This is a genomic window from Acidobacteriota bacterium (genome assembly GCA_003696075.1).
Taxonomy (GTDB): Bacteria; Acidobacteriota; Polarisedimenticolia; order J045; family J045; genus J045.
The window spans coordinates 1-6,289 of record RFHH01000202.1 but is presented as its reverse complement, the minus strand read 5'-3'; the positions used below and the strand labels follow the sequence as shown (position 1 = coordinate 6,289).

6 protein-coding genes are annotated in these 6,289 nt (G+C 73.1%); 3 read left to right on the top strand and 3 right to left on the bottom strand.

The features are described from left to right. Positions 1-108: 108 nt before the first annotated feature. Positions 109-1,035: an HDOD domain-containing protein gene (locus D6718_13040; GenBank protein RMG43068.1), complete on the top strand. Its 927-nt coding sequence runs from the start codon at positions 109-111 to the stop codon at positions 1,033-1,035. Positions 1,036-1,125: 90 nt separating this feature from the next. Here the strand turns inward: D6718_13040 and D6718_13035 are convergent, their stop codons facing one another. Then, the gene (locus D6718_13035) at positions 1,126-1,845 is read right to left on the bottom strand and encodes a TerC family protein (protein RMG43067.1); all 720 of its coding nucleotides are present in this window, start codon (positions 1,843-1,845) and stop codon (positions 1,126-1,128) included. Positions 1,846-1,878: 33 nt separating this feature from the next. Further along, entirely contained in the window at positions 1,879-2,418 is a 540-nt protein-coding gene (locus tag D6718_13030) for an O-acetyl-ADP-ribose deacetylase (GenBank protein RMG43066.1), read from the bottom strand. A 1,716-nt stretch (positions 2,419-4,134) separates the two neighbouring features. Here D6718_13030 and D6718_13025 point away from each other — a divergent pair. Together D6718_13025 and D6718_13020 are read left to right on the top strand one after the other, a co-directional pair. Then, positions 4,135-5,031: a DUF1841 family protein gene (locus D6718_13025; protein ID RMG43069.1), complete on the top strand. Its 897-nt coding sequence runs from the start codon at positions 4,135-4,137 to the stop codon at positions 5,029-5,031. After that, a complete protein-coding gene (locus D6718_13020) occupies positions 5,018-5,587 on the top strand; it encodes a TerB family tellurite resistance protein (protein RMG43065.1) in 570 nt (189 codons plus the stop codon). Before D6718_13025 ends, D6718_13020 begins: the two co-directional genes overlap by 14 nt. On the opposite strand, the gene D6718_13015 is transcribed toward D6718_13020, so the two are convergent. After that, positions 5,550-6,289 (bottom strand): CPBP family intramembrane metalloprotease (locus D6718_13015; GenBank protein ID RMG43064.1); only part of this gene is annotated, 740 nt, incomplete at its 5' end. The genes D6718_13020 and D6718_13015 overlap by 38 nt on opposite strands.

Here is a 6,289-nt window from a genome sequence, read left to right as displayed (position 1 = left end):
CTGCGGGATGCACCGCGGCGATCAGGCGGGCGAGAGCGTCTCGCTCGGCGGGCAACGGGTCGACCTCCGGCGCGGCGGCCGCGCCGCGCCCGGGGGCGGGAGCCTACCATGAGGGCCCCGAGGGCCAGCGCACTCAAGGGCGGCGCTCCCGGTCCGATGAGAGCGCGGGAGGCCCGCGCCGTGCCGACGATCGCCGGGGTCGAGATCCAGGATGTCGGCGTCCTGCCGCAGGTCGCCGCCAAGGTCAACGAGCTGGCCTCGCGGCCCGACGTCACGGGCGACCAGATCGCCTCGATCATCCTTCGCGATCCGACGCTCACCTCCAAGGTGCTGCGCCTGGTGAACTCCGCGGCCTTCGGCCCGCGGCAAGAAATCCGCTCCCTCAAGCACGCGATCGCCTACCTGGGGATTAACCAGATCCGCAACCTCGTGGTGTCGAGCGTGCTCGTCGAGTCCTTCCGCTTCGATCACGGGATCGTCGAGCCGCGGAGCGTGTGGGAGCACTGTTTCGGCTGCGCCCTCGGAGCCAAGCAGCTCGGGGACCTGCTGCCGGACCTGGATGGAACCGAGTGCTACCTCGGAGGATTGCTCCACGACCTCGGGAGGATCGTCTTCTTGTCGCACTTCTCCGAGGCGTACGGCGAGGTGGTGGGCCTGTGCGAGCGGGGGCTCTGCCCTCTCCGCGACGCGGAGACCTCTCGGTTCGGGATCTCCCACGCGGAAGCCGGATACGAGCTGGGGCGGTCCTGGAACTTCTCCGAGCCGGTGCTCGCCATGATCCGGTATCACCACGAGCCGGACGCCGCCGGGCCGTGGGCCCCTCTCGCCGCCGTCGTCGGCCTCGCCGACGCCGTTTGCCACGTGGAGCGGTTGCGGTTCGGCTTCGAGATCGACGACGACGACGCCCTGGAGGAGTTCGAACGGGCCTGGTCCGTGCTCCTCGCCGACATCCCCGCCGCCGACCGGCGGGAGCTCGCCGAGCCGGTGGAAGCCGCGGTGCGGCGGGCCCGCTCTCTCGTCGCCGGTCTCTTCTGACCCCGGCCGATCCTCCGCCGCGGCCCTGCCGGCCGCTGTCGCGACCCGGGCGGGCAGAATCGGATGCGCCCCTGCGCTCGGGTCTTCCGCTCAGCGCGCTCCGGCCGCGCGCCGCGCGCCCGACCGCTGGTTCAGGATCTCGACGAACAGGGAGAAGCCCATTGCGAAGTAGATGTATCCCTTCGGGATGTGGAGGTCGAGCCCGTCCGCGATCAGGGCGGTGCCGATCAGCAGCAGGAAGGCGAGGGCGAGCATCTTGAGGGAGGGATGCGCGTCGATGAACTCGCCCACCGCCCGGGCGAAGACCATCATGACGACGACCGCGAGAACCACCGCGGCGACCATCACCGCGATCCGGTCCGCCATGCCGACGGCGGTGATGACCGAGTCCAGCGAGAAGACGACGTCGAGCAGTGCGATGCCGGCGAGCGTGCCCAGGAACGACGCGGGCGGGGCCGGAGCGGCGTGCTCGTCCTGCCTCTCCGTTCGGTGGTGGATCTCGCGCGTGCTCTTCCCGATCAGGAACAGCCCCCCGCCGATGAGCACCAGGTCGCGGCCGGAGATCTCCCGGCCCGCCACGCGAAACAGCGGAGCGGTCAGCGAAACCACCCAGGCGATCGACAGGAGCAGGAGGATCCGCATGGCCATCGCCAGGGTCAGCCCCACGATCCGGGCCGATTGCCGGCGGGCCGGGTCGAGGCGCCCCACCAGGATCGAGATGAAGACGATGTTGTCGATGCCGAGGACGATCTCGAGCGCGGTCAGCGTCGCCAGCGCGAGCCAGGCATCGGGATCCCCGATCCAATCCATCTCGGTCTCCCGCGGCGCCGGGGCCGCCGCGCGTCAGCGCCGCAGGGAGTCGAGCGCCTCCCGGAACGCCTTGTGAGTCTTCCCGTCGAACAGGACGAATCGGACCAGCTCGACCGGCCCCTCGTGGTCCTCGAGCCACGCCGAGACCGTTTCGAGGGCGATCCGCGCCGCCTCCTTCACCGGGTAACCGTAGGCCCCGGTGGAGATCGCGGGAAAGGCGACCGAGCGCGCGCCGAGTTCGGCGGCCACGTCGAGGCTCCGCCGGTAGGCGGAGGCGAGGATCTTCGCCTCTCCCCAGCTGCCGCCCCGGTAGATCGGGCCGACGGCATGGATCACCCACTTGGCCTTCAGCCGGAAACCGGGGGTCGCCTTGGCATCGCCCGGCGGGCAGCCGCCGAGCTCCCGGCAGGCCTCGGCGAGTTCGGGGCCCGCCGCACGATGGATGGCGCCGTCCACGCCCCCGCCGCCCGCGAGCCGACGGTTGGCGGCGTTGACGATCGCGTCGACCTCCTGCAGCGTGATGTCACCGCGGACCAGCTCGATCCGCGCGCGCTCCAGCCGAAGTTCGTCCATGACCTCGACCTCCGGCGACGCCCTCCCGCGCCGCATCGGCGGGGGGCAGGCTCCCCATCATAGCCGCGGCGAGTGCCGCTCTTCCGGCGAGGGGCTACCATCCGGGGCCATGAGCCTCGCAGCCCTCGTCCTGCTCGCCGCCGCTCTCGGCACGGCACCCGCCGCCGACCTCCAGAAGATCGGGCTCCGGATCGATCCGGCCGCCGGGACGATCGCGGGGACGAGCGAGATCCGCTTGGGAGCTCCGGGGCGGCTTCCCATCACCCTGCGGCTGGATCCCGGTTTCGCGATCTCGCGGGTGGCGGGGGAGTCCCCAGCCGGGGCCACGATCCCGCTTTCGGCCGAGCGCGAGGGGAACCGGTGGCGGATCGTCCCCGCCGGGGATCCGGAGGAAGTGGCGGCTCTGAAACTCTCCTGGTCGGGCCGGCCGCCCCTTCTCGACGGTGCGAGCCGCCCGGCTCGCCCGGGGGCCTTCGCCCTCCTGCCGCGGGGCTTCCGGTCGGCCGGCCGCATGTTTCTTCCGGCGACCGCCGCCTGGTATCCCGCCCTGGAAGGCGAGCGGGCCAGGTTCGAGGTCACGGTCGAGGTTCCTGAGGGCTGGCGCGTGCTCGGCTCGGGGGTCGCCGCCGAGGTGGCGCCCGCGCAGGACGACGGCCGGACCACTTTCCGCTTCCGGACGGAACAAGCCCGCCGCGGGTTCGGGCTGGTGGCGGGAACGTGGGAGGAGGTCTCGCGCCGGCAGCGCGGGATCCGGTGCCGGCTGGCGTTCGATCCCGGGGCGTCGCGGACCGGGATCACCGCGAGCCTGGAGTTCTTCGCGCGGCTCGTGGAGCGGATGACGTCGAGCTTCGGACCGCACCCCTGGCCGGAGGTGACGCTCGTCGCCGCACCGTTCGACATCGACAGCGGCACCCCGGGCGTGCTCCTCCTCGGCGCCGACGCGCTCAAGGACCCGCTCGCGGCGCGGGAGCGGATCGCCCGGGCGCTCGCCGCGGACTGGTGGGGACAGGGCGTCTTCGTGGCACCGGGTTCGGGCGACTGGGCGCGTCCCCTCGCGCTCTACACCGGAGCGCACGAAGAGGCGGCGCTGCGCGACCCCCCGGCCGACGCGCGCCTGCGCCGCGAGTGGCGCGAGCGCCACGAGCGGCTGCTCGCCGCCGGGGTGGAGCGGCCGCTCGCGGAGATCGGACCGGAGGCAGGAGGCGCGGCAGGAGAGCTGAACGCCGTGCGCGGGGCGATGGTCTTCCACATGCTGCGGCGGGAAGTGGGGGACGCAGCCTTCCGCGAGGCGCTGCGGATCTTCCTGGCGGAGCACGGCCGGGGGGAGGCGGGCTGGGCCGACCTGCGGCGGGCTTTCGAGCGGACCTCCGGGCGCCCGCTCGGCTGGTTCTTCGACCAGTGGGTGAACCGAGCCGGCGCCCCGGCGCTGCGGCTTCTACCCGTGCGCGCCCGGCGGCCGCTCGAGATCAGGATCCAGGCCGACGGCCCTTGGCGCCTGCACGTCCCGGTCGAGGTGATCGGGCCGGAGGGCCAGCGGGTGCGGCGGGAAGCGCTATTGGTCGACGGGCGCGTGCGGCTGAGGGTGGGGCCCCCCTTTCCTCCCCGGAGAGTGGCGGTCGACCCCGACGCGGATACCCTGCGCCGCCTGGAACCGGGGGAACTCCCGGTCCTGTTCGGCGATCTGCTGGAGGGGGGAGCCGACCTCGTCGTGATCGGATCGGGGAGGGGGGACGTTCTGGCGGGCGCCGCCCGCGCGGCGGCGGCCGTCCTCGCACCGGGAGCTCCGGTGATGGGCGACACGTCGCTCGACGAGGAGGTGCTCGGGCGGGCGCACCGGGTGTGGCTTCTCGGCCGACCGGCCCCGAAGGCGGCGGGGCTCTTTCCGCTGCCGGCGGGCGCGCGGCTCGGCGACCGGGCGCTCGCGGCGGCCGGCGTCGCCGCGAGCGACGAGCCGGCGCTGGCGCTGGCGACCCGCACCCCCGACGGCCGGCTCCTCGGTTTCGCCGACGCCCTCGAGCCAGGGGCGCTCGTCCGCCTGGTGAAGATGCTGGACCGGTACCGGTGGGCCTCCTGGCTGCTCTTCGAGCGGGACCGGCCGAGGCTCGCCCGCTCGGGAACGCCGTCGGCCTATCCGCTGGTGCGCGACGTGGAGCCGGAGCCGTGAGCGGAGATCCCCTCGATCCGCGCGCCCTGCGATCGGTCGCCCGGGCCGGCCGAGAGGCGTTGCGCCGCCTCTGGTCGCGCCGCGACGACCGCGAGGCGCTCAGGCCGGGGGAGCGGCGCTTGCTCGAACTCCTCGAGGCCCACCCCGAGTACCGCCCCTTCTGGGAAGGTGCCGAGCCGGACGAGGGCGAGAACCCGTTCCTGCACATCACGCTCCACGACATGATCGAGCAGCAGGTCGACACGGGGGAGCCGCCGGAGGCTGCCGAGGCGCTCGCGCGCCTGACGGCCGCCGGGGTCGATCGCCACGAGGCGGTCCACACCCTGCTCCGCGTCTTCGTGCGGGAGCTGTCGGCCATGCTGGAAACGAAGGGGGCCTTCGATCGGGACCGTTACCGCGCCCGGCTGGACCGCCTCGGCCGGAAGGAGGGAGGCGATGGGACTGCTTGAGCGCCTGGGGCTGGGTGGGCGGGCCCGGGATCCCGACGAAACCGAGACGGTGCGCCGGATCGCCCGCGAGCTGGAGAAGCTTCCTCCCGAAAGGGCGCGCTTCGTGGCGGCGTTCGCCTACGTCCTCGGTCGCGTCGCGCGGGCCGACAGGAAGGTGACCGAGGACGAGATCGCCCGGATGACCGACCTCGTCGCACGCGTGGGCGGGCTTCCCGGGTCCCAGGCGGCGCTGGCGGTCGAGATCGCCCGCGTCCAGGGGGAGCTGTTCGCCGGCACGGAGGACTTTCTCGTCACGCGACAGCTCCGTGACCTCGCCGGTGCCGAGGACAAGCGGCGCCTGCTCGCCTGCCTGTTCGCGGTCGCCGCGGCCGACGGCACCGTGACCACCGACGAGGAGGCGGTCGTGCGGGAGATCGCCGAGGAGCTCGGGCTGACGCACCGGGACTACGTCGCGGCGCGGGCGATCTACCGGGACCAGCGCGCGGTTCTGCGCGGTTTTCCGCGCGAAGGCGGGCCGGTCAGAGGAGATTCTCGAGGAGAAGGGACGCCAGATTGAACGCCGCGTGCGTGACGAGGCAGACGGCGAGGCTCCCGTGACGCTCCATCATCGCCGCCGTGCCCAGGCCGACCGCGAACAGCACGGGGATCGACAGGGGCATGACGTGCGCGGCGGCGAACAGGGCCGCCGAGAGTCCGGAGGCGAGGGGGAACCCCAGGCGGCTTCTCAGCCCGGTGAAGACGAATCCGCGGAAGAAGATCTCCTCTCCGAACGGCGCCATGACGAGCACGAAGAACAGCAGGAGCGGTAGGGGGCCGTCCAGGAGCTCGAGCTGTTGCCGCTGTTCTTCCGCCATCGCGCGGTACAGTTCCGGGGCCAGCCGTTCCATGCCGGCCGAGTAGACCGCGCTCACCGCCACGAGCGCGGCCCCGAGGAGCGCCCCTTCCGCCAGCCCGCGCCACTCGTAGCGGCGGAGGCCGAGCGCGGCGGGGCCGCCACCCGTCAACACGGCAGCCCCGATCGGAACGGCGATCAGGATCAACTGGAACACGGCGATCATCGCGTAGCGCACCGCCAAAGGCGCCGCCTCCACGCGGTCGGTCTCCACCGCGAGCGCGAGAAGCCCGCCGGTGACGACCATCAGGAAGAAGACGGTGAGGATGCCGAGGATGGTGCCCCCGATGCCCCAGGGGGCCGGCGGCGCTCCTCCGCCGGAGTCGTCCCCGCGCAAGGGGCCGCGCGGCGGAGGCAGGCTCACGG

What these genes read in the sequence shown, in the direction of transcription:
- D6718_13020 (RMG43065.1), top strand. Translation starts at nt 5,018, where the DNA reads ATGGGACTGCTTGAGCGCCTGGGGCTGGGTGGGCGGGCCCGGGATCCC.
- D6718_13030 (RMG43066.1), bottom strand. Translation starts at nt 2,418, where the DNA reads ATGGACGAACTTCGGCTGGAGCGCGCGCGGATCGAGCTGGTCCGCGGT.
- D6718_13035 (RMG43067.1), bottom strand. Translation starts at nt 1,845, where the DNA reads ATGGATTGGATCGGGGATCCCGATGCCTGGCTCGCGCTGGCGACGCTG.
- D6718_13040 (RMG43068.1), top strand. Translation starts at nt 109, where the DNA reads ATGAGGGCCCCGAGGGCCAGCGCACTCAAGGGCGGCGCTCCCGGTCCG.